Origin of the sequence: Streptomyces lusitanus (genome assembly GCF_042647945.1) — a bacterium.
Classification (GTDB): domain Bacteria; phylum Actinomycetota; class Actinomycetes; order Streptomycetales; family Streptomycetaceae; genus Streptomyces; species Streptomyces pseudogriseolus.
In genome coordinates this window covers 629,038-649,178 of the sequence record NZ_JBHRWL010000007.1, presented here as the reverse complement: position 1 = coordinate 649,178, position 20,141 = coordinate 629,038, and the positions used below count along the sequence as shown (strand labels likewise).

25 protein-coding genes and 1 pseudogene are annotated in these 20,141 nt (G+C 73.1%); 16 read left to right on the top strand and 10 right to left on the bottom strand.

What is annotated here, in order from left to right; all coding sequences use genetic code 11:
• Nucleotides 1–31: 31 nt before the first annotated feature.
• The 3 genes from ACFOSY_RS14800 to ACFOSY_RS14790 form a co-directional block, all read right to left on the bottom strand.
• On the bottom strand, nt 32–787 hold the full coding sequence (locus ACFOSY_RS14800; RefSeq protein ID WP_394307256.1) for a ferredoxin reductase: 756 nt from the start codon (nt 785–787) through the stop codon (nt 32–34).
• Nucleotides 757–1,356, bottom strand: a complete 600-nt coding sequence (locus tag ACFOSY_RS14795; RefSeq protein WP_394307255.1) for a sulfite oxidase-like oxidoreductase — start codon at nt 1,354–1,356, stop codon at nt 757–759. The genes ACFOSY_RS14800 and ACFOSY_RS14795 overlap by 31 nt, the downstream gene beginning before the upstream one ends.
• A gap of 127 nt (nt 1,357–1,483) precedes the next feature.
• The gene (locus tag ACFOSY_RS14790; RefSeq protein WP_394307254.1) at nt 1,484–2,143 is read right to left on the bottom strand and encodes a TetR/AcrR family transcriptional regulator; all 660 of its coding nucleotides are present in this window, start codon (nt 2,141–2,143) and stop codon (nt 1,484–1,486) included.
• A 140-nt stretch (nt 2,144–2,283) separates the two neighbouring features.
• Between ACFOSY_RS14790 and ACFOSY_RS14785 the strand changes: the two genes are divergently transcribed.
• The 3 genes from ACFOSY_RS14785 (at nt 2,284) to ACFOSY_RS14775 (ending at nt 4,783) form a co-directional block, all read left to right on the top strand.
• The gene (locus ACFOSY_RS14785) at nt 2,284–3,417 is read left to right on the top strand and encodes a serine hydrolase domain-containing protein (protein WP_394307253.1); all 1,134 of its coding nucleotides are present in this window, start codon (nt 2,284–2,286) and stop codon (nt 3,415–3,417) included.
• A 170-nt stretch (nt 3,418–3,587) separates the two neighbouring features.
• Entirely contained in the window at nt 3,588–4,424 is an 837-nt protein-coding gene (locus ACFOSY_RS14780) for an endonuclease/exonuclease/phosphatase family protein (protein ID WP_394307252.1), read from the top strand.
• Between the two features lie 74 nt (nt 4,425–4,498).
• Entirely contained in the window at nt 4,499–4,783 is a 285-nt protein-coding gene (locus ACFOSY_RS14775; RefSeq protein WP_394307251.1) for a GlsB/YeaQ/YmgE family stress response membrane protein, read from the top strand.
• Between the two features lie 95 nt (nt 4,784–4,878).
• Here the strand turns inward: ACFOSY_RS14775 and ACFOSY_RS14770 are convergent, their stop codons facing one another.
• Nucleotides 4,879–5,478, bottom strand: a complete 600-nt coding sequence (locus ACFOSY_RS14770; RefSeq protein ID WP_394307250.1) for a helix-turn-helix domain-containing protein — start codon at nt 5,476–5,478, stop codon at nt 4,879–4,881.
• Nucleotides 5,479–5,571: 93 nt separating this feature from the next.
• On the opposite strand from ACFOSY_RS14770, the gene ACFOSY_RS14765 reads away from it, so the two are divergent.
• The 6 genes and pseudogenes from ACFOSY_RS14765 to ACFOSY_RS14740 all read left to right on the top strand — a co-directional run bounded on the left by ACFOSY_RS14765 (nt 5,572) and on the right by ACFOSY_RS14740 (nt 10,833).
• Entirely contained in the window at nt 5,572–6,198 is a 627-nt protein-coding gene (locus ACFOSY_RS14765) for a class I SAM-dependent methyltransferase (protein WP_394307249.1), read from the top strand.
• Nucleotides 6,199–6,230: 32 nt separating this feature from the next.
• Nucleotides 6,231–6,802: pseudogene (locus ACFOSY_RS14760) on the top strand (GNAT family N-acetyltransferase).
• A gap of 103 nt (nt 6,803–6,905) precedes the next feature.
• Nucleotides 6,906–8,012 (top strand): AI-2E family transporter, encoded by a 1,107-nt coding sequence (locus ACFOSY_RS14755; protein ID WP_394307248.1) that lies wholly within the window; start codon nt 6,906–6,908, stop codon nt 8,010–8,012.
• An 88-nt stretch (nt 8,013–8,100) separates the two neighbouring features.
• Nucleotides 8,101–9,000: an NAD-dependent protein deacetylase gene (locus ACFOSY_RS14750; protein ID WP_394307247.1), complete on the top strand. Its 900-nt coding sequence runs from the start codon at nt 8,101–8,103 to the stop codon at nt 8,998–9,000.
• A 127-nt stretch (nt 9,001–9,127) separates the two neighbouring features.
• Nucleotides 9,128–9,760, top strand: a complete 633-nt coding sequence (locus ACFOSY_RS14745) for an RNA polymerase sigma factor (RefSeq protein ID WP_394307246.1) — start codon at nt 9,128–9,130, stop codon at nt 9,758–9,760.
• Nucleotides 9,757–10,833, top strand: a complete 1,077-nt coding sequence (locus ACFOSY_RS14740; RefSeq protein WP_394307245.1) for a CU044_5270 family protein — start codon at nt 9,757–9,759, stop codon at nt 10,831–10,833. Before ACFOSY_RS14745 ends, ACFOSY_RS14740 begins: the two co-directional genes overlap by 4 nt.
• 117 nt (nt 10,834–10,950) lie before the next feature.
• Here the strand turns inward: ACFOSY_RS14740 and ACFOSY_RS14735 are convergent, their stop codons facing one another.
• Together ACFOSY_RS14735 and ACFOSY_RS14730 are read right to left on the bottom strand one after the other, a co-directional pair.
• Complete coding sequence (locus ACFOSY_RS14735; RefSeq protein ID WP_394307244.1) at nt 10,951–11,445, bottom strand: VOC family protein; 495 nt, start codon at nt 11,443–11,445, stop codon at nt 10,951–10,953.
• A 79-nt stretch (nt 11,446–11,524) separates the two neighbouring features.
• On the bottom strand, nt 11,525–11,938 hold the full coding sequence (locus ACFOSY_RS14730) for a winged helix-turn-helix transcriptional regulator (RefSeq protein WP_394307243.1): 414 nt from the start codon (nt 11,936–11,938) through the stop codon (nt 11,525–11,527).
• Between the two features lie 79 nt (nt 11,939–12,017).
• Here ACFOSY_RS14730 and ACFOSY_RS14725 point away from each other — a divergent pair, with 79 nt between their 5' ends.
• The 5 genes from ACFOSY_RS14725 to ACFOSY_RS14705 all read left to right on the top strand — a co-directional run bounded on the left by ACFOSY_RS14725 (nt 12,018) and on the right by ACFOSY_RS14705 (nt 14,757).
• Nucleotides 12,018–12,428, top strand: a complete 411-nt coding sequence (locus tag ACFOSY_RS14725) for a RidA family protein (protein WP_394307242.1) — start codon at nt 12,018–12,020, stop codon at nt 12,426–12,428.
• A 144-nt stretch (nt 12,429–12,572) separates the two neighbouring features.
• Nucleotides 12,573–12,944, top strand: coding sequence for a sortase-dependent protein (locus ACFOSY_RS14720; RefSeq protein WP_394307241.1), 372 nt, complete (start codon nt 12,573–12,575; stop codon nt 12,942–12,944).
• Entirely contained in the window at nt 12,941–13,570 is a 630-nt protein-coding gene (locus ACFOSY_RS14715) for a class F sortase (RefSeq protein ID WP_394307240.1), read from the top strand. The genes ACFOSY_RS14720 and ACFOSY_RS14715 overlap by 4 nt, the downstream gene beginning before the upstream one ends.
• 148 nt (nt 13,571–13,718) lie before the next feature.
• On the top strand, nt 13,719–14,210 hold the full coding sequence (locus ACFOSY_RS14710) for an RNA polymerase sigma factor (protein WP_394307239.1): 492 nt from the start codon (nt 13,719–13,721) through the stop codon (nt 14,208–14,210).
• Nucleotides 14,194–14,757 carry a hypothetical protein gene (locus tag ACFOSY_RS14705; RefSeq protein ID WP_394307238.1) on the top strand — a complete coding sequence of 188 codons (564 nt, stop codon included), beginning with the start codon at nt 14,194–14,196 and terminating at the stop codon, nt 14,755–14,757. The genes ACFOSY_RS14710 and ACFOSY_RS14705 overlap by 17 nt, the downstream gene beginning before the upstream one ends.
• Nucleotides 14,758–14,776: 19 nt before the next feature.
• Here ACFOSY_RS14705 and ACFOSY_RS14700 read toward each other — a convergent pair whose 3' ends face one another.
• Complete coding sequence (locus ACFOSY_RS14700) at nt 14,777–15,415, bottom strand: hypothetical protein (RefSeq protein ID WP_394307237.1); 639 nt, start codon at nt 15,413–15,415, stop codon at nt 14,777–14,779.
• 146 nt (nt 15,416–15,561) lie between these two features.
• Between ACFOSY_RS14700 and ACFOSY_RS14695 the strand changes: the two genes are divergently transcribed.
• A complete protein-coding gene (locus ACFOSY_RS14695) occupies nt 15,562–16,302 on the top strand; it encodes a class I SAM-dependent DNA methyltransferase (RefSeq protein ID WP_394307236.1) in 741 nt (246 codons plus the stop codon).
• On the opposite strand, the gene ACFOSY_RS14690 is transcribed toward ACFOSY_RS14695, so the two are convergent.
• Entirely contained in the window at nt 16,257–16,862 is a 606-nt protein-coding gene (locus ACFOSY_RS14690; protein WP_394307235.1) for a hypothetical protein, read from the bottom strand. The genes ACFOSY_RS14695 and ACFOSY_RS14690 overlap by 46 nt on opposite strands.
• Before the next feature lie 107 nt (nt 16,863–16,969).
• Here ACFOSY_RS14690 and ACFOSY_RS14685 point away from each other — a divergent pair, with 107 nt between their 5' ends.
• Entirely contained in the window at nt 16,970–17,614 is a 645-nt protein-coding gene (locus ACFOSY_RS14685; RefSeq protein ID WP_394307234.1) for a maleylpyruvate isomerase family mycothiol-dependent enzyme, read from the top strand.
• Between the two features lie 66 nt (nt 17,615–17,680).
• Here ACFOSY_RS14685 and ACFOSY_RS14680 read toward each other — a convergent pair whose 3' ends face one another.
• Nucleotides 17,681–19,120: a GH1 family beta-glucosidase gene (locus ACFOSY_RS14680; RefSeq protein WP_394307233.1), complete on the bottom strand. Its 1,440-nt coding sequence runs from the start codon at nt 19,118–19,120 to the stop codon at nt 17,681–17,683.
• Nucleotides 19,121–19,206: 86 nt separating this feature from the next.
• Nucleotides 19,207–20,130 carry a carbohydrate ABC transporter permease gene (locus ACFOSY_RS14675; protein WP_394307232.1) on the bottom strand — a complete coding sequence of 308 codons (924 nt, stop codon included), beginning with the start codon at nt 20,128–20,130 and terminating at the stop codon, nt 19,207–19,209.
• Between the last annotated feature and the right edge of the window lie 11 nt (nt 20,131–20,141).

The window sequence follows — 20,141 nt, the reverse complement described above, 5'->3', positions numbered from 1 at the left end:
CCCGCCGGGGGCACTCGTCCGCCGGCGGCACTCATCCGCCGGGCCCGAAGCGTTCGGTCCGGATGCGGCGGGGGTCGTGGCCGAGTGCCACGAGCAGACCGGCCGCCGTCTCCACGAACCCGGTGGATCCGCAGACGTAGCAGGCCGGTTCGAAGTCCGGCGGCCACCCGCCGGCGGACAGATCGTTCGCGGTGACGCGCCCGGGCGGCCGCGGCCAGCCCTCCGGTGCGGAGCGGCTGTAGAGGAAGGTCTTGTCGAGCCCCGGGTCCTGTGTCCGCAGGTCCGGGACGAACAACTGCGACGGGGGGTCGCGGAGGCTGTACACCAGCCGGAAGGGGACGCGGTTGCCGAGGGCGCGCCGGGTGCGGATCATCGCCATCAGCGGCACCAGGCCGGAGCCGCCGGCGACGAGCAGGACCGGTTCCTTCTGCTCGTCGGGCCGCCACACGAACCAGCCGCCGACCGGCCCGCGCAGTTCGACCCGGTCCCCCGCCTCCAGGACGTCCGCCAGGTACGGGGAGACCTCGCCGTCGTCGATCCGTTCGACGGTCAGCTCCACGCGCTCCCCGTCGGGCGCGGAGGCGATCGAGTAGCTGCGCTGTGTGCTGTAGCCGTCCTCCGCGGTGAGCCGCACGTCGACGTGCTGTCCGGGCAGGTGGCCCGGCCAGCCGGGGACGTCGAACACCAGGGTGCGGGCGGTGCCGGACTCGTCGTGCCGGCCGGTGAGGCGGGCCTCCAGCCAGCGCAGCCGCGCGCCTAGTCGCCCTGGTACCGCTGCTCGCGCCATGGGTCACCGTAATCGTGGTAGCCGACGGTCTCCCAGAAACCGCGTTCCTCCTCGTCCAGCAGCTGTATGCCGCGCACCCACTTCGCGGACTTCCAGAAGTACAGGTGCGGGACGAGCAGGCGGGCGGGGCCGCCGTGTTCCGCGGGGAGTTCCTCGTCGTCGTAACGGTGGACGATCCACGCCTTGCCGTCGAGGAGGTCCTCGACGGGGATGTTGGTGGTGTAGTCGCCGTAGGAGCGGACGAGGGCGTACTCGGCGCCGGACTCGACGTTCGCGAGGAGCACGTCGAGGGAGACGCCCTGCCATCGGGTGCCGAACTTCGACCACTTGGTCACGCAGTGGATGTCGACGGTGGGCGTCTCGGAGGGCAGGGCCATCAGCTCCTGCCAGTTCCACTGGTGCCGGACGCCGGTCTCGGTGCGGACGGTGAACTCCCAGTCGTCGAGGCTCACCGTGGGTGTGGGGCCGGCGGACAGAACGGGGAAGCCGGTGGTCTCGTACTGTCCCGGCGGCAGTTCGTGTCCCTTGTCCCGCGCCCGGCCGTGGAATCCGCGTGAAATGACGGCCATGTCGCATCCCCACTCTCGGAAGAGGGCGGTTCCCATTTTTCAGGAGTCGCCGCGGCCCGGCATCTCGGCGGGTCCGTCGCCGGGTGCGTGAGGGAGCCGGGCGCGGAGGGGCGCCGGCCGCGGGAAATCAGCCGGGCATGACCGCCGCCTCGATCTGGTCGAGGTGGGCGTCGAGGATGTCCTCGAAGGCGGCGCGGCGGTCCGCGCTCAGCGGGTGGACGTCGCGGGCGAAGTGCGCCAGCGCCGGGAAGCGCCCGGGGTCGGCGCCCAGGACCGCGACGCGGAACAGCTCCAGGCCCTGTTCCCGCTCCTCGGGCGTCACGGTGCCGAGGCCGGCGTCGGAGGAGATCAGCGCGACGAGCAGCACCGCGAGGCGGTGGTAGCGCGCGGGGATCTCCTCGTCGGGCACTCCGGCGGCGCGCAGGGCCTGGAGCACCTCCTCCATGATCAGGCGGGACCCGGCGCCGCTGGAGGCGTAGCGGCCCCACACCGCGGCGAGCTGCGGCTGCCGGGCGAAGGCGTCCCTGATGCGCAGGGCCAGGGTGGTGAGGCGACGGCGCCAGTCGCCCTCGGGGCGGTAGCCGTCCAGGGCGGTGAGCAGGGTGCGGTCGGCGACGGCGCGCAGGAGTTCGGTCTTGCTGCGGAAGTGGCGGTAGAGGCTGGAGGAGTCGGTGCCGAGCACCGCGGCGAGCTTGCGCACGCTGAACGCGTCGGCGTCGTCGGTGCGCAGCAGCTCGGCCGCCGCGTCCAGGATCTCCTCGGTCGACCAGCGCCTTCGGCCTGCCATCGCTTTCCTTCCGTCGTGCTCTCCGGCTCCAGCCTAAATTATGCGCTTGGTGTTGCACGCACTGCGTGCATAATGGGGACATGAGGGTCGGGCGGCGCCGTGTGGGGCCGCCCGGCAGCGGAGCCGGAAGGAGGCACGTGATGGGACACCGTGGAAACCGTCTGGATCCGGCGGCGCTGGACGCCGCCCTCGAGGCCGTGCACCGCGCGGGGGTGCCGGGGGTGTTCGCGGAGGTGCGGGACGGCGACCGGGTGTGGCGGGGCGCCGCCGGGGTCGCCGACGTGGAGACGGGCCGTCCCGTCACCGCCGGTCTGCGGCACCGGGTCGGCAGCGTCACCAAGACCTTCACCGCGGCCGCGGTGCTGCGGCAGGTGGAGGCGGGCACGGTCGGCCTCGACGCGCCGGTGTCGCGGTACCTGCCCGGTCTGGTCCCGGGAGGGCGCGGTGACGCGATCACGGTGCGGATGCTGCTCAACCACACCAGCGGACTCGCCGAGTACCTCCCGTACGCCTATCCGTCGCTGAAGGCGTTCCCCGCGCTCGACCGGACGGGGCCGGAGAGTCTGGAGGAGCTGCGGTTCACCCGGTTCGACCCGGTCGAGCTGATCGGCATGGGGGTCGCCGCGCCCGCGGTCGGCGTTCCTGGCGGCACTCCGGGGGTGTACTCCAACACCAACTACCTGCTGTTGGGGCAGCTGCTGGAGAAGGTGACGGGGCTGCCGGCCGAGCGCTGCATCGCCCGTGACGTCATCGGGCCGGCGGGGCTGCGGGACACGGAACTCGCCGTCGGTGCGCACATCGAGGGGCCGCACTCGCGGCTCTACGAGGCGTGGTTCGGCATGATCGACCCGCCGCGCGACCACAGCGTCCACGACATGTCGTGGGTGGGCCCCGCGGCGTCGCTGATCTCGACGGTCGCGGACCTCAACCGGTTCTACGCGCTGCTGCTGGCCGGGGAGATCGTCGCCCCGTCCTCGCTGGCCGAGATGCGGCGCACCGTCCCGGTGATCTCCCAGGAGGGCAGGACGATCGACTACGGTCTCGGTCTGCACCCGCTGGAGCCCCTGAGTCCGGGACAGGACCCGTACTGGGGGCACGGCGGCACGGTGTGGGGCGGCGGGACGCTGGCGATGGCCCGCGCCGACGGCGGCCGGCAGTGGTGCGTCGCCGTCAACCTCCAGCGCTGGAACGAGCTCGACGCGTCCGGCCGTCCGAAGCCGCACGCCGTCGACGCGGCGCTGGCGGCCTTCCACCGGCTGGCGGCGAACGGCTGAGCGGCCGGGGGCGTGGCGGGCCCGGGCCGGCCGGGCGCAGGGCCCGTCAACTCCCGCCCGGCGGGGGCCCGGCCGGTCCTCACGCGCTGCTGACGCCCCCGTCGCCTACCCTCGGTGCAGGACGCGCCGACACGCGGTGCGGGCGGGTGTCGAGGGTCGAGGAGGCGGGGGTGCTCGGTAGAGGCGCGTGGCTGGTCGCGGGAGCCGTCGCCGTGACGTGCATGCTGCTCCTCGGCCCCAGCACGCCCGCCGGCGCCCCCTTCGCGCGGACGGTGCCGGTCGACGCCGCGAAGGACGTGGTGCCCAACCGGGTCATGACGTGGAACCTGTGCAATCCGTGCGAGGAGAGCAACGTCGACCGGGCCTCGGAGATCGCCGCGTACGCCCCGCAGGTCGTCGGCCTCCAGGAGGCGTGCGTCCGGGACGTCGAGCGGATCAGGGACCATCTGGCCAATCTGCACGGGCTGGAGTACCACGTCGCGTACGGCCCGGTGCTGCGCAACTGGAGCCGCTGCGGGGGCCTTCCGTGGAAGCCGGGGGGTTACGGGCAGGCGCTGCTGTCGGCCGCGCCGATGACCGACGTCGTCACGGAGGAGTACCCGGACGGCGGCTCGGAGGACCGCGGGTACATCGCGGTCACCACCGAGGTCGCAGGGCAGACCGTACGGGTCTTCAACACGCATCTGGCGCAGCGGCGTCAGGAGGCGGTGCGCGAGCGGCAGACCGCGGTGCTCGCCCCGCAGGTCGCCCGGTACGAACGGGCCCTTGTGCTCGGCGACTTCAACGCCGTGCCGGACTCCCCCGAGCTCGCACCGATGTGGGCGCTCGCCGAGGACACGGACCCCGGGTGCCGGCCGTCGGCCGCCGGCGCCTGCGAGCCGACGACGGACTGGCAGAGCAAGTTCGACTACGTGTTCCTGCGCGGGTTTTCGGCGCTGGGGCACGAGGTGCGGCCCAGCCGGTATTCCGATCACCATCTGCTGCACACCGACGTCACCGCGCGCTGATTCCGTTAAGAGTTTTGTTAGTGGGCGCGATTCGCGGATACACGTTCGACGAACCGACGTCAAAGGAGTCAGTGATGGGCATTATCGCTTGGATTTTCATCGGTCTGATCGCCGGCGCGATCGCCAAGGCGCTCATGCCGGGCAAGGACCCGGGCGGCATCATCATCACCATGCTCATCGGCATCGCGGGCGGTCTGCTCGGCGGATTTCTCGGCAAGGTGATGTTCGGGGTGGATTCGATCGACGGATTCTTCGACCTGTCGACGTGGATCGCGGCCATCATCGGCTCCGTCATTCTCCTTGCCCTGTACCGGGTTTTCGCCGGCCGCAGTCGCCGGGGCGGTCACGCCCACGCCTGACGGCGATGCGAGTGGTGTGAGGTGACATCCCGCAGGCGTACGCCTGCCACGCGGAAGGCCGCCGTCCATCGGACGGGGGCCTTCCGCGTGTGCGTTCACTCCGGGTCGCGTCCGGTGCGGGGGTCGGTGCGGAGGTGGGCGCGGACGCCCTGGAGGCCGAAGAGGACGAGGAGTTCGACCGCCTTCCCGTCGGCGCTGCCCAGCCAGTGCGGCAGGGAGGTGTCGAACTCCGCGGCCTCGCCTCCCGACAGGGTCAGGTCCCGCTCCCCGACGAGGAGCCGCAGACGGCCGGTGAGGACGTAGAGCCACTCGTGCCCCTCGTGGGTCTGCGGCGTCGGCTCGGCGGGCTCCTTCCGCGCCGGGATGATCATCTTGAATGCGTGCACCCCGCCGGGCCGGCGGGACAGCGGCACGAAGGTCATCCCGAACCGGTTCACCGGCTTCAGGTGGATCCGCGGGTCGCCGGCGCGCGGCGCCCCCACCAGATCGTCCAGCGGCACGTCGTACCTGCGGGACAGCGGCAGCAGCAGTTCGAGCGTCGCCCGGCGCTGTCCGCTCTCCAGGCGGGACAGGGTGCTCTCGGACACGCCGGTGACGGCCGCCACGTCGGCCAGCGTGAGCCCGCGTTCCCGGCGCAGCGCGCGCAGCCGCGGGCCCACGGCGTCCAGCACCTCGTCGTCCGTTCTGCCGTCCATCGGGCCAGCTTGCCACAACGGCAAGATTCCGTGCCGGAACGGTGGTCGGCTGCCGAGACTGGGCGCATCGACGACGACCTGAGGGAGTTCCCGATGAGCAGCACCGATGCGGTCACGTTCTGGGACGGCGTCCACGCCGCCCGGCCCGCGACGGACAGCCCGTCCCCCAACGTCCGGCTGACGGAGACGGTCACGGGTCTGCCGCCGGGCGACGCCCTGGACCTGGGCTGCGGCAACGGCGGCGACGCGCTGTGGCTGGCCCGCCAGGGCTGGCGGGTCACCGCGGCCGACATCTCGGCCGTCGCGGTCGAACGGCTCACCGCCCTCGCCCGCACCCACGGCGTCCACGACCGCCTCGCCGCCGTACGGCTGGACCTGCGCACGGCGTTCCCCGCCGGCACGTTCGACCTGGTCACCACCCACTACCTGCACACCCCGTACGACCTGGACCGGTCGGCCGTGCTGCGCGCGGCGGCCCACGCGCTGCGGCCGGGCGGGCGCCTGCTGGTCGTCGACCACGGCTCGACCGCGCCCTGGTCGTGGAACCAGGACCCCGACGTCCGCTTCCCGGGTCCCCGTGAGGTCGCCGCGGGCATCGGGCTCGACCCGGCCGTGTGGACGGTGGAACGGGCCGACGCGCCCCGCCGCGTCGCGACCGGCCCGGACGGCGGCACGGCCGAGGTGACCGACCATGTCCTGCTCGTCCGCCGGACGCCTTGATCGCTGCCCAGGCCGCTGATTGGCTGGCCCGCATGACCGATCTCGGACCTGTCGCGTGGCCGCCCGCACCGATCAGGACGGAGAGGCTGGTGCTGCGCGAGCCCGAGGCCCGGGACCGCGCGGCGTTCGTCGAGCTGCTGGCGTCGCCGGAGGTGCACACCTACCTCGGTGGCCCTCGCCCTCGTGCCGTGCTCGAACGCGAGTTGCCCGAGGCGCCGGAGCGGTGGCCCGGGAGCTTCGTCGTCGAGGAGGGCGGGGCGGGCGGGGCGGGCGGGGCGGGGCGGGCGGGGCGATGATCGGTCAGATCCTGCTGAGGCGGGCGCCGGAGCATCACCGGCCGGCCGCCGTGGGGAAGGTCGATCTCGGCTACCTGTTCCTGCCGCGGGCGTGGGGACACGGGTACGCCGCCGAGGCGTGCGCGGCGGCGCTGGACTGGCTCGCCGGCGTCCTCCCGGGTGAGCCGGTCGTGCTCGCCACCCAGACCGCCAACGCCCGCTCGATGCGCCTCGCGGCGAAGCTGGGGTTCACCGAGGTGGAGCGGTTCCGGGCCTGGGACGCCGATCAGTGGCTCGGCCTGCGGTCCCCGGTACCACCCTCCCGGTGAGCCCGGCGGCTCGCGTCCGCCGGCGTGCCGTCAGGGTGACCATGCGGGCGAATCCCCGGCCGGCCGCGTTGGCCCCGGGACGCCGGGTGGTACGTCGCTGGAGATGTCCACGCCCCCGGATCCGGCCGCCTCGCCTTCCCCCGGCCCGCGCTCGCACCGCGCTGCCGTGCGGGTGCCGGGGGTGCTGCGCACGGCCGCCGCGTACGCGTGGCGGCTGATCGCGGTCGGCGTCGTCGTGCGGGCCGCGTTCGCGGTGCTGGGGCAGTTCCACCGCATCGCGGTGGCCGTCTTCCTGGGTCTGGTGTTCACGGCGGTGCTGCGGCCGGCGGCCGGCCTGGTCGCGCGGTTCCTGCCCCGCGCGCTCGCCGTGGCGGCCTCGGTCGTCGGCGGGGTCCTGCTGGTGCTGGGCGGGCTGGCCCTGGTGGGTGAGGCGATCGCCGGTCAACGCACCACGTTGGAGCGGGAGTTCGTATCGGGGGTGGACCGGATCGAGCGCCGGCTCGAGCAGCCGCCGTTCCGGCTGTCCCCGACCGTGTTCGACGACCTCCAGTCCCGCGTCGGCGAGCTGCTGTCCAGTCACCGCGCCACGGTGGTCAGCACGGCGCTGAGCGGTGTGGGGCGCGTGGTGGAGGTGCTCACCGTGCTCGCCCTTGCCCTGTTCTGCGCGGTCTTCTTCACCCACTCGGGGGACCGGTACTGGCGGTGGTTCTGCGAGCAGCTGCCCGGGCCGGCGCGGCGGACGTGGTCGGTGGCGGGCGGCACCGCCTGGCGGACGTTCACCGGGTACACGCACGGCATCCTGCTGGTCGCCGTGACCAACGCGGTCCTCGTCGGTCTCGCCCTGTTCGCGCTGGGCGTCCCGCTCGCCGTGCCGCTGGCGGTGCTGGAGTTCGTCGCCGCGTTCGTGCCGCTGATCGGCTCCCCCGTCGCCCTGGCGGTCGCCGCCGTCGTCGCCCTCGCCACCAAGGGGCCGGTGACGGCCCTGGCCGTGGTGGCGCTCATCGTGGTCATCGGCCAGCTGGAGGGCCATCTGCTGCACCCGCTCGTGCTGAGCTGGGCCGTCCGTCTCCACCCGGTCGTGGTCGCCCTGTCGGTGGTGGCGGGCGCGGTGGCGGCGGGCGTCGTGGGCGCGGTGGTGGCCGTACCGCTGGTGGCGACGGTGTGGTCGGTGGGCCGGGCGCTGCGGGGCAGGGGGGAGGCGGAGTCCTGAGTCGCCGGCCGGAGGCGGCGCGGGTCGCCGGCGGTCACCGGAACACGGGACCGCCGGGCGTCCGCGGGGGTTCCGTACCCTGGTGGGCATGCGCGTGCGCCCCACCTTGAGATGGACCCCGACGGACGACCTGCCGCCGGCCACGACGGACCTGGCACCCGTCGTCGACGCGCTGCGCGCCGGCGGCGTACTGGTGCTCAGCGGGGCCGGGATCTCCACGGAGTCCGGGATCCCCGACTACCGCGGCGAGGGCGGAAGCCTGAGCCGGCACACCCCGATGACCTTCCAGGAGTTCGTCGGCGGGCCCGCCGCCCGGCGCCGGTACTGGGCGCGCAGCCATCTGGGCTGGCGGACCTTCGGCCGGGCCCTGCCCAACGCCGGGCACCGGGCGGTGGCCGCGTTCGCCCGCCACGGCCTGGTGTCGGGCGTGATCACGCAGAACGTGGACGGACTGCACCAGGCCGCCGGCAGCGAGGGTGTGGTGGAGCTGCACGGGAGCCTGGACCGGGTGGTGTGCCTGTCGTGCGGGCGGACCAGCCCGCGCCGGGACCTCGCGGAGCGGCTGGAGGCGGCCAATCCCGGCTTCTCGCCGGTGGCCGCGGGGATCAACCCCGACGGTGACGCCGACCTCACCGACGAGCAGGTCGTGGGTTTCCGTGTGGTGCCGTGCGCGGTGTGCGGCGGCGTCCTCAAGCCGGACGTGGTGTTCTTCGGGGAGACGGTGCCGCCGCAGCGGGTCGAGCTGTGCCGGCGGATGGTCCGGGAGTCGACGTCCCTGCTGGTGCTGGGGTCCTCGCTGACGGTGATGTCGGGGCTGCGGTTCGTGCGGCTGGCGGCGGAGAGCGGCAGGCCCGTCCTGATCGTCAACCGGGACGCGACCCGGGGTGACCGTCATGCCCTGACGCGGGTCGGGCTGCCCCTGGGCGCGGCGCTCACCACCGTCGCCGAGCGGCTGGACGTCACCGTGGAGGACGCGGCGGCCGCCTGAGCGGGGAGCCCGCCCTTCGCCCACGTGAGTCCCGGCACGTGCCGCTCGGCTGCCGTCTCGTCCTGGCCTCGGGAGGTGTGTGACACAGGCCACGGGAACCCCGGCGGGGCCGCGGAGAGTACCTGGTGTGAGAGACACAGATGAAGACGACGAGCTACGTGCGCGCGTCAGAGCCGGGGACCGCGACGCGTTCGGCAGCCTGTACGACGCACACGCGCGTGCGGTGTACAACCACGGGCTGCGGCTGACCGGGGACTGGTCGCTGGCGGAGGACGTCATGTCCGAGACGTTCCTCGCCGCGTGGCGGACCCGGGCTTCGCTGAACCCCGAGGGCGGGTCGCTCGGACCGTGGCTCCTGGGGATCGCCACCCACAAGGCGCACAATGCCACACGCCGTCTGCGCCGACAGCGCCTGTTCCTCTCACGCCAGCCGGCTCCGCCCGTGGTGACGGACTTCGCCGAGGAGAGCGCGGGCCGGATCGACGACGCCCGCAGGCTGGCCGTGGTCCGCGACGCCCTGAGCGGACTGCGCAGCCAGGACCGTGACGTTCTCGTCCTGTGCGTGTGGTCCGGCCTCACCTACCAGGAATGCGCCGAGGCGCTGGGCATTCCCCTGGGCACCGTGCGCTCCCGGCTCGCGCGTGCCCGCCGACGGCTCGACCGGCTCAGCGCGAAGAACCTGGAACCGCACGGCCCCCGCGGAGAGGTAAGGAAGCAGGCCGCGTTCGCGGCCGCGCGCTCACAGGAGGAGAACCGATGACCGCCTCACATCGCCCTGACGGTTCCGGCGACGACGCCGCACATCTGCGCGGGCTGTTGCCGGACGCACCCGAATGGGACCTCACGCCCGCCCGCCGGCGCCACCACCGGGACGTGCTGCTGCGCGAGATCGACCGGGAGCGGACGGCCGTCCCCGCCCCGGCGACGCCCGCGCCTCGGCGGCGTTGGGCGCGTCCGGTCCTCCTGCTGCCGGCCACGGCCATGACCCTCGCCGGCGCTCTGATCGTCACGCTTCCCGGCGCGGAGCAGGAGCCCGGCGCCAGGGCGGAGGCGACCGACGCGCGGCACGCCGCGGCGGACGGCGTGGTGCTCACGCTCGACCGCATCGCCGCCGCGTCCATGGCGGTCGACGTCGAACCGGTGCGCGACGACCAGTTCGTCTACGTCCGCACCCTGGTCCGCGGCAACGAAGGCGCCTTCGACGGCCCGGTGAAGCTCGGTGCTCCGCACCGCCGCGAGATCTGGGTGTCGCAGGACTCCGCACCGGTCACCCGCATCGGGGTGATCCGTGAGTCCGGACAGGGTGTTCCCATGTCCGGGCAGCGGATTCCCCTCGAGACGGCGGCCCCCGACGGCAGTGCCGGGCAGGGGGTCCCCGCCGGCATCGACCGGCCCACCTACCAGTGGCTGGCCGGGCTGCCCACGGACACCGACGCCCTGCGCGAACTGCTCTACGCCCGGACCCGGCCTCTCGACGACGAATCGAAGGACCAGGCCGTCTTCCGGAAGATCGGCGACCTGTTGAACGAGACGGTCATGCCGCCGGCCAATGCCGCGGCCCTGTACAGGACGGTCGCCACGATTCCGGGCGTGCGCGTGACGCCCGACGCCACCGACGCCGCCGGGCGGCACGGGATCGGGATCACCCGCGAGGAGACCGGCACGGCGACCCGAGACGAGTGGATCTTCGACCGGAACAGTTTCACCCTGCTCGGGTCGCGCTCCTACCTCACGCGCACCGCCGGGACCGAGCCCTCCACCCTCTACAACAGCACCGCCATCCTGGAGACCGGCGTCGTGGACCGGGACGACCGGGTACCCGCGGACAAGTAGAGGACGGCCCGGACGACGGGACGGTGCGCGCCCGTGCCCGCCCCTGAACCGCATCGGTCCGACCGGAGACTCCGGTCGGACCGATGCGGTCCGGTCTCCTCGCGGAGGACCGCACGGTCACACGGCTGCGGACGCGGCCGCCAGGCGTCGCCCGAGTTCGTCCTCGCTCACGTCCTCGAGGTGGGTGAGGAACACCCACAGATGGCCCGACGGGTCGCGCAGGATCACCGTGCGGTCGCCGTGGAACATGTCCGTCGGCGGCTGGAGGATCTCCGCGCCCTCCGCCTCCGCCCGCGCGGCCAGCGCGTCGACGTCCGGCACGAAGACGTGCAGCGTGACGGACGTGCCGCCGCCGAGGAAGGCGGGCGCGGTGAAGGACGCGTTCTCCGCCTCCTTCACGCTCGCGTCGCCCAGCATCAGCGTCGAGCGCCCCACGGTGATCTCGGCGTGCAGCACTCCCCCGCCCGGTGCCTCCAGCCGGAAGTCCTCCCGCGCGCCGAACGCCCGCCGGTAGAAGTCGATGGCGGCCGCGGCGTCGTCGACCATGATGTGCGGGACCACCGCGTAGTGGTAGCGCTCGGGAACGGCGGCCTCGGCCGTACGCTCGTCCATGACGGACCTCCTCCTGAGGGGCCGCGGCCTGCCGCCGCGGCGCTCGGGGACGACCGTAGGAACTCAACTTCGGTTGAGGTCAACCTCCGTCGGCGGCCGCGGTGGGGTGCGCGGCGTCGAGGCCGGCGTCGAAGGCGTCGCGGGCCCGTTCGATCTCGGGCATGTGGGCCGTGACCCACTCCAGCAGCACGTCGACCGGGCGGCGCATGCTCTTGCCCAGCGGGGTCATGCGGTACTCCACGGCGACGGGGCGGGAGCTGACGACCTCTCGCTCGACGATGCCGTTGCGTTCGAGCCTGCGCAGGGTCGCGGTGAGCGACTTCTGGGTCACCGCGGGCACGGCACGGCGCAGCTCGTTGAACCGGCAGGGCCGCTCGCAGAGTTCGTTGAGGACGCTGAGCGACCACTTGTCCAGCACCTGGTCGAGCAGCTCGCGGTGCGCGTACGCGATCCGCAACTCGCCGTCCGCGTGGTCGTGTTCGGTTTCCGGCACGATACCTGGTCTCTTTGAAGTGTCCTTCGGCCACCAAGTATCAACGGTATACCTACTGCTTCGACACGAGGAGACCCCCGTGACCGTTCGCCGTTTCACGCCCGAAGGCATGCTCCAGCCCACCCCGTACGCGCACGTCGCCGTGGGGACCGGCACCCGTCACGTGCACGTCAGCGGGCAGGTCGCCCGTGCCGCCGACGGCACTCCGCTCGCCCCCGGGGACCTCGCCGGGCAGGTCGCCCACGCGCTCCGGGGCGCGGCGCGCGGCCTGCGCGGCGCCGGCGCCTCCTTCGACGACGTCCTGCGCCTGACCTTCTACGTCACCGACTGGGCGCCCGAGAAGATCGGCCCGTTCATGGCGGGGGTCGAGGAGGTCGCCGGGGAGATCGGGCTGCCGGTGCCGCTCCCGCCGTCGTCCCTCATCGGCGTCGACCACCTCTTCGAGCCGGACGTGCTGGTCGAGGTGGAGGCGACGGCGATCCTCGACTGAGCCCCGGCCGTCCCCGCCGCCACCGCCGTTCGCGGCTTTACCTTCTCTTTGCAACCTGGGTCCGCGCTCCCCCGTCTCTTCGCACGATCCATCCCCCAGCCCGCCGGGTGACCGTGCGGGCGGACCCAGGAAAGAGAGCGTTCCATGCGCCGAAACGTCCTGAGCGGAGCGGCACTCGCGTGCACCGCCGTGCTGGCCACCGCGATGCCGGCGTTCGCCGACGACCCCTCCCCCGTGCCCGCGACGACGGCGGCCCCCGAGACCGGCGACCGGACGGCCGAGACGGCCGCGAGCCCGGTGCCGACCGATCGCGACGCCGCCGAGGCGACTCCGGTTCCGGCGGAGGACCGGGGCGGGGTCTCCGTGGTCCCGCGCGGTGCGCCGGACACCGGTGACGCGCCGGCCGCCGCGCAGTCCGGCGGCGACGGTGTGCTGATCGGCGGGGGCGCCGCCGCGGTGCTCGCCGCGGGCGGCGCGGCGGTCTTCGTCGTGCGCCGTCGGGCGTCCGGGGCATGACGCCGCTCTCCAGGCGCGCCGTCGTCGCCGTGGCCGTGGCCTGCCTGGTCGCGGGCTGCGGCGGGGGTGACGGTGAGGGATCCGGGTCCCGGCCGGACGCGACGCGACCGTCCGGGACCCGGGCGCCGGCCGCGGCGGGAGCGTCCGACTCCGCGGCGCGTCCCCTGGCGCGTTCGGTCCCGGTGGGTCTGACGATCCCCGCCATCGGGGTCGACACCCCGGTCGTACGGCTGGGTCTGGCACCGGACCGCACGGTGGAGGTCCCGCCGATCACGGCGGACGACCCGGCCGGCTGGTACCGGTACTCGCCCACGCCGGGCCGGCCGGGTCCCTCGGTGATCCTCGGTCATGTCACGGTCGGCGCGCACGGCGACGGGGTCTTCCGTCATCTGGCGCGGCTGCGGCGGGACGACGGGATCACGGTGCGTCTGGAGAACGGCACGGCGGCGGAGTTCGCCGTCACCTCGGTCCGCACGGTCGCCAAGGCGGACTTCCCCACGGAGGACGTCTACGGCGACACCGCACGGCCTGAGCTGCGGCTCATCACGTGCGGGGGGCCGCTGGAGGACGGCGAGTACCGCGACAACGTGATCGTCTTCGCGACGCTCCGCGCCACCGCCCCCTGACCCGCACCGGATGCCGGGCCGCCGCACCGGCGGTCCGGCATCCGGTGGTCGGGGAAGGTCCGACGCCCTGTCGTCCCCTCGGTGTCCACCCCGCATACCGTCCATGAGCGGTTCCCCGTCACCGGGGCCGCCCCGACCATGGAGAGCATTGAAACGGTCCCGCGAGCAGGCAGCGTCCGAGCTCTTCGCCGCCCTCTACCCGCGCCTCGCCGGCTGGTGCCGCCGTCTGGTCGACGACGACGAGACGGCCCATGAGATCGCCTCGGAGGCGTTCACCCGGCTGTGGTCACGCTGGACCTCCGTGTCGGAACCACGGGGCTTCCTGTACGTCACCGCGGCCAATCTGGTGCGCGACCACTGGCGCCGGCTCGACCGTGAACGCACCACCGTGCGCCGGGTCGGCACCGAGGCTGCCGTACGCCCGCACACGGAGCCGTCCGACCCGTCGTTGCGGATGCTGGTGCAGGCGCTGCCCGAGCGGCTGCGGGTGCCGATCCTCCTGCACTACTACGCTGATCTGCCGGTCCGGGAGGTGTCCGCCGTGACCGGACGCAAGGAAGGAACCATCAAGGCCGATCTTCACGCGGCCAGGGAGCTGCTCCGTGCCCACCTGAGGAGAAACCTTGATCACTCACGCTGACGAGGGCCCTGAGTTCGAGCCGGACGACCCGCTCGCCGAACTTCTGCGGCCCACGTCCGACCATCTCGGCCCGCCGCCCGGCCGGTTCGAGACGATCCGCCGCCGGGCGGCGCGCCGACGGCTGGTCCGTACGACGGTCGGGGCCGGTCTGACCTGCGCCGTGGCGCTGCTCGTCGCGCTGCCGTTGCAGGGCTCGACGACGTCCGAGCGGCCGGTCTCGCCCACGGTCCCGCTGGCTCCGCCGCCCCTGACCGGCTCACCCTCCCCCACCACGGGCCCGACGGTGTCGCCGGAGGCCGCCGAGAGGCCTGAGGACACCCGCCCCAGTCCCGCCACCGACGGAACGACGACACCGCGGGGCGCCGTCGTCCCGACGCCCGGACCGAGGGAGTCGGAGCGGGCGGCCGAACCCGAGGTGTCGGACAGGGCCGCCGTACCCGAGGTCTCGGACCGGGCAACCGAGCCGGAGGTGTCGGACCGGGCGGCCGCCGATCTGAGGGAGTCGAAGAGGGCCGCCGAGCCCGTGGAGGGGTACCGGGGCCCGTGACGGCGCTCGGCGCGCCCGCTCATCCCCGTTCGGGACGCAGCAGCACCTCACTGCCCGTCGGTGTGAACCCGCAGGCGAGGAAGGCGCGCAGGGAGCGGGCGTTGCCGGGGGACACGGCGGCGAAGACCGGGTCGCCCTCCGGGACCAGGGACAGGGCGTCGGCGATGAGCGACCTCCCGTGTCCCCGGCCGCCGCCTCCGGCGTCGTGGAGTTCGATGCTCAGCTCCCGCCGTCCGGCGACGCCGTCGGCCAGGGTGATCAGGCCGCGCTCGTCACCGTGGACCTCGACGTTCGTGCGGACGTCCCTGGCGTGGCGGACGCGCGGATGGTCGTCCGCACCGGTCAGCTCCGCGAGTCGCGGCGGGCCGCCGGTGCCGCGGGCCGTGAGGGTCACGTCGACGACGTCGATCCAGCCCTTCGGTCCGGCGAGGTGGCGCAGGAAGTCCGGGGCGAGCGAGGCGCCGAAGCCGTCCGGTCCCTGTGCGTGCACGGCCTCGCTGCTCAGGGCGGTGGCGACGACGGCGTGACCGGTGAAGGCGACCGAGCACTCGAGCCCTCCGGGCAGGGGCGGCAGCACCGTCACCTTGCCGTCGACCGGCGGGAAGCGGCCGTCGGCGGCTGCCAGGAAGTACGTCAGGAGCGGGTGCGGTGCGCCCACGGGGTTGCCCACCTGTCTGTCGAGGGAGTCGTCTGTCGAGGGAGTCCGGCAGCGGCCATTGTCGGACAGGCCGGAGCCTCGCACCGCCGCCGCAGCCGAATAAATACATCGACAGTGCGCCTCGGGGCACGGCACAGTGGCCGTTCGTGACGAGTAGTGAGCTGTGGGACCGCGAGACCGCCGAACGCTATGACGCCGAGGAGGCCGAGACGACCTCGGCCGCCGTCCTCGAAGCGACCGTCGGCTTCCTTGCCGAGCTGGCCGGGGACGGCCCGGCGCTGGAGTTCGCCGTCGGGACCGGGCGCGTGGGTGTGCCGTTGCGGGAGCGCGGTGTGCCGGTGACGGGCATCGAGCTGTCGGAGCACATGGCGGCGGTGCTGCGCCGCAAGGTCGACGAGGGCACGCTGCCGGTGGTCATCGGGGACATGGCGACGACCGTGGTGCCGGGTGAGTTCTCCCTGGTGTACCTCGTCTACAACACGATCTCGAACCTGCTCACGCAGGACGAGCAGGTCGAGTGCTTCCGCAACGCCGCGCGTCATCTGCGGCCCGGGGGCCGATTCGTCGTCGAACTGGGCGTGCCTCCCCTGAGGTTCCTGCCGCCCGGGCAGGTCGCGGTGCCGTTCGACGTGTCCGAGCGGCATCTGGGGTTCGACACGGTCGACCCGGTCGAACAGCTCCTCGTCTCGCACCACTTCACCCGCGACGGCGACGACGGCCGCTACCGCCGCGGGGCCTCCCGCCACCGCTACGCGTGGCCGGCGGAACTCGACCTCATGGCCCGCATCGCCGGCCTGGAGCTGGAACGCCGTGTGGGTGACTGGGACGGTTCACCGTTCACTCAGGATTCGCCCCAGCACATCTCCGTGTGGCGGAAGTCCGCCTGAAGAACGACCGCCGTCCCGGCCACCGCTCGGGTCTCGTGCAGGGTGATCACATGGCCGGGCTCGAGGTGACGCCAGCTCTCGGGCGTCAACGGCGCCAGCCGCACCGTCGCACTGCCGCCCGGTTCCAGGGCAGGAGCGTCCTCGACCCAGATTCTTGCGATCCTCAGGTCCGGCTCGCCGGCCTCCGTACGGGTGCCGATGTTCCACATCGGGCGCAGGACTCCCGCGCCGGGCAGAGGTGACCGGCGGCCGGCGTCGTCGGACGGTGAGCGCAGAGTGAGGTCGGCGCGGATGATGCCGTTGCGGGTCTCCCCCTCCCGCCAGTGGCACCACGCCGCGCTCCGCTCGAAGCCCAGCTCGCGCGCCGCGGCTGCCAGGGACGCCCAGAAGGCGGCCGGGAGCGGCTGCGCGTCCCCCAGTTCTTCCAGCAGGCCGAGCGCCGTGTCCCACTCGTCGTGGGCGAGGTACTCCCAGACGTCGTTCACCGTGATGTCGTGCTCGGTCGCGGTCTCCTCCTCGACGAGAAGACAAGCCGACTTCAGCAGCGTCACGACGTCCATGCGCCGCATTGTGCCCGGCTTCCCACGATGAGTTCCGTCCGTGGCGGGAGTCCTCCCTCGCAGACACACGCGTCTCGACCGTCCCGCCCGACAGGAGCCCCTCCCCCATGACGACTCTCCGCGACACCACCGTGTGGTCCATGATCCGTGCCGAGCGGGCCGCGCTCGCCGACGATCTCGCGGGGCTCGACGCCGGCCGGTGGGACACGCCCTCCCTGTGTGACGGGCTGACCGTGCGAGAGGTGCTCGCGCATCTCACCGCGGGGGCGCGTCTGAACGCCGTGCGATGGCTGGCCGGTGTCGTCCGCTGTCGGTTCGACTTCGACAAGCAGGTCGCGATGCGCCTGGCCGAGCAGCTCGGTACGGGGCCGGCCGACACCCTCGACCGCTTCAGGCGCACGGTGTCGAGTACGACCAAGCCGCCCCTGCCCGCCCTCGCCAAGCTCGGTGAGACGGTCGTGCACGGGGAGGACATCCGGCGGCCGCTCGGCATACGGCGGGCCTACCCCGTCGAGACCGTGACAGCCGTCGCCGACCACTACCGGGGCACCGACCTCGTGGTGGTCGCGAAGGGCCGCATCGGCGGGCTGAGGCTCGTCGCGGACGACGGACCGTTCGCCACCGGGGACGGGCTCCTCGTGTCCGGGCCGACCGTCGCCCTCGTCATGGCGATGACGGGGCGCGCGGCCTGCTGCGACGAGCTCGACGGGGACGGCGTCGGCCCGCTCCGCGCCCGCTGCACAGCGGTGTGAACGACCGCGAGCCCGACGTCCTGTCCCCCACGGGCAGGCAGTCGGGCTCGCGGAGCCTGGGTCAGGTCAGGCCGCGGGGAGGACGCCCGTGCGGGCGATCTCCGCGTACCAGCGCGCGCTGGCCTTCGGGATGCGCCTGCCGGTCGGGTAGTCGACGTACACCGCGCCGAACCGCTTGCTGTAGCCGTGGGCCCACTCGAAGTTGTCGAGCAGGGACCACAGGAAGTAGCCGCGCACGTCCGAGCCGTCGAGGATGGCGCGGTGGACGGCGGCCAGGTGGTCGCGGACGTAGGCGATGCGGGCGGGGTCGTTGACGTTGCCGGAGGGGTCGGCGTAGTCGTCGAAGGCGGCGCCGTTCTCGGTGATGACCAGCGGCAGCTCGGGGAAGTCGTCCGACAGCCGGCGCAGCAGGTCGTACAGGCCGGTGGCGTCGACGGCCCAGCCCATCGCGGTGCGTTCGCCGGGCGGCTGGTGGAAGGCGACCTTGTCGGCGGCCGGCCAAGGGCTGTGCGGGCTGTTGCCGTGGCCGTCGGAGGTGTGGGTGCCGCTGCCGTCGGTCTCGGAGACGACCGTGGGCGTGTAGTAGTTGACGCCGAGGAAGTCCAGCGGCTGGTTGATCTGCTCCAGGTCGCCGTCCTTCACGAAGGACCAGTCGGTCAGGCCGGCGGTGTCCTTGAGGAGGTCCTCCGGGTAGGCGCCCTGGAGCATCGGGCCGGTGAAGACGCGGTTGGCCAGCGCGTCGATGCGGCGGACCGCGTCCGCGTCGCCCTCGGTGGCGGCGAGCGGTCGGACGTGGTGGATGTTGAGGGTGACCGAGCACTGGGCGGCGGCGGGGAGGCGGTCGCGCAGGGCCTGGACGGCCAGCCCGTGGCCGAGGTTGAGGTGGTGGGCGGCGCGCAGGGCGGCGACCGGGTCGGTGCGGCCGGGGGCGTGCACGCCGGAGCCGTAACCGAGGAAGGCGCTGCACCAGGGCTCGTTGAGCGTGGTCCAGGTCTTCACGCGGTCGCCGAGGGCGTCCGCGGCGAGGGCGGCGTACTCGGCGAAGCGTTCGGCGGTGGCGCGCTCGGGCCAGCCGCCGGCGTCCTCGAGCTCCTGGGGCAGGTCCCAGTGGTAGAGGGTGGCGACGGGCTGGATGCCCTTCTCCAGCAGCTCGTCGGTCAGGCGCCGGTAGAAGTCCAGGCCCTTCTGCACGGCGGGGCCGCGTCCGGTGGGCTGGATGCGGGGCCAGGCGAGGGAGAACCGGTAGGCGCCGAGGCCGAGTTCGGCCATGAGGGCGACGTCCTCGCGCCAGCGGTGGTAGTGGTCGGTGGCGATGTCACCGGTGTCGCCGTTGCGGACCCGGCCCGGGGTGCGGGCGTAGGTGTCCCAGATGGACGGGGTGCGTCCGTCCTCGGCGGCGGCGCCCTCGATCTGGTAGGAGGCGGTGGCAGAACCCCAGAGGAAGCCCTTGGGGAAGGTGCGGGCGGCGTCCGGGGCGGACGCGGTCTGCTGTGCTGCGGTGACCACGTAAGTCCTTTCGGGATGGTGGGCGTGGCTCGCACGGGTGGGCGAGCCGGCCCGGTGGGGGTGTCGGTCCGTAACTGCGGGGGCGGTCAGCCCTTGACGGCGCCGGCCATGATGCCGCTGACGATCTGACGGCCGAAGACGACGAACATCGCCAGCAGCGGCAGGGTGCCGAGCAGCGCGCCGGCCATGATCAGCGACTGGTCGCGCACATAGCCCGCGCTGAGCTGGGTGAGCGCGACGGGGACGGTCGGGTTGGTCATGTCGAGCACCACGAACGGCCAGAAGAAGTCGTTCCAGGCGTGCACGAACGTGATCATGAACAGGACGGCCATGGCGGGCCGTGCGACGGGCAGCACGATGCTCCAGAAGATGCGCAGCGAGTGCGCCCCGTCGACCCGTCCGGCCTCGACGAGTTCGTCGGGCAGCGCCTCGGAGAGGTACTGCCGCATGAAGAACACGCCGACGGCGCTGACCAGCGTGGGGAAGATGACGGCGGGCAGCTCCTGCGACCAGCCGAGTTCCGACATCATCATGAACAGCGGGACGACGCCGAGCTGCGGCGGCACCATCATGGTGCCGATCACCAGCATGAGCAGGATGTTGCGGCCCTTGAAGCGCAGCTTGGCGAAGGCGAACCCGGCGAGCGTCGCGAAGAACACCGTGGACAGGGCGATCACGCCGGCCACGATCGTGCTGTTGATCATCGCCTTGCCCATGGCCGCCTCGTCCCAGGCGCGGGCGAGGTTGCTGAACAGGTTCGGGCCGGGCAGGAACGGCGGCGGGGTCTGGCTGACCCGGGTGTTGTCGGTGGAGGCCGCCACCATCGTCCAGTACAGCGGGAAGATGGACAGGATCGCCATGACGGCGAGCAGGACGTAGGCGAGCGGTCCGGCGTGGTGGGTGCGCCCGGCGCGTTCGCGCAGCAGACGGCGGCCGCCGCGCCGGGCCGGCTTGTCGGGTTCGGTCCGGGCCGGAGCGTCCGTCCGGGCCGGGAGGCTGTGGATGGTCATGACGTCTCCAG